General features: G+C 37.9%; 1 protein-coding gene. It reads left to right on the top strand.

Annotation, left to right across the window (positions count from 1 at the left end; translation table 11 throughout):
- Window positions 1–71 precede the first annotated feature (71 nt).
- Window positions 72–1,021 (top strand): IS630-like element ISMae26 family transposase gene (locus IQ234_RS20855; protein WP_193958465.1). Its coding sequence is split into 2 segments (ribosomal slippage): window positions 72–414 and window positions 414–1,021, totalling 951 coding nucleotides; the frame shifts between segments, so codons are not numbered across the junction.
- The last annotated feature ends 17 nt before the right edge of the window (window positions 1,022–1,038 follow it).

The following is a 1,038-nucleotide window of genomic DNA, read 5'->3' as shown; positions in this document are numbered from 1 at the left end:
TATAGCAATTCTTGGAGCTATGAGGTACAATGAAAAGCAAATAGACAAATAATAGAACTCGCCAGCTTCCTATGAGACCCTATTCCGTAGATTTTCGCCAAAAAATTATCGATGTCTGGAAGAAAGAAAAAATTTCTATTCGAGGACTAGCCCAGAGATTTGACGTGGCTAAAAGCTTTATTCAGAAGTTATTGAAGCAACATAAAGAAACAGGAGATATCCGTCCTCGTCCACAAGGGGGAAGTCCGCCAACCAAGTTAAATAGTGAACAACTGATAATTTTAATAGAAATCATCGAATCTAACAATGATGCAACTCTCGAAGAATTATCGGACTTACTGTATGAAAAGACACAGGTGAAAGTCAGTAGAGCCACCCTGGGGCGGCTTACGCAAAAACTCAATTACAGTTTCAAAAAAAAACACTACACGCGGCGGAAAAAGAAAGTGACAGGGTGCAGCAAAAAAGAGTGGAATACTGGTCAGAAGTTAGGGAAATTGAGGCATCAAAACTAATTTTCATCGATGAATCGGGGGTAAATTTAGCCCTTTTGAGACTCTATGCTAGAGCCTTAATTGGCCAAAGAGCTCGGAGAAGAAAACCACAAAAAAGAGGGAGAAATATTTCAATAATTATTGCTATAAGCTTAGAAAAAGTTGTGGCATCAGTTAACATATACGGTGCAGTGGATGCGGTAACATTTGAAGGATTTATTCTGAAGGAAGTGCTGCCAAAAATTAAAGAAGGAGACTGTTTGCTCATGGATAACGCCAAGATTCATCTCGGAGAAATGGTCAGAGAAATAATCGAACAAGAAAAAGCTAGACTCATCTATTTACCTCCTTATTCTCCCGAATTCTCTCCTATTGAAAACTTTTGGTCAAAAGTCAAAGCGATATTAAGAAAACTGAAGGCAAGAACTTACAAAGACTTAATAGAAGGGATTGAATTAGCTATGTTAGAAGTTACTCAAAAAGATATTCGCAATTGGTTTACTCACTGTTGCTACTGTACCTCATGAGTCAGAGAATTGCTATA

Source organism: Microcystis aeruginosa LEGE 91341 (assembly GCF_015206885.1).
Taxonomy (GTDB): domain Bacteria; phylum Cyanobacteriota; class Cyanobacteriia; order Cyanobacteriales; family Microcystaceae; genus Microcystis; species Microcystis aeruginosa_H.
Note: the sequence above shows the minus strand (reverse complement) of the source record. Positions and strands in the feature narration are given on the sequence as shown.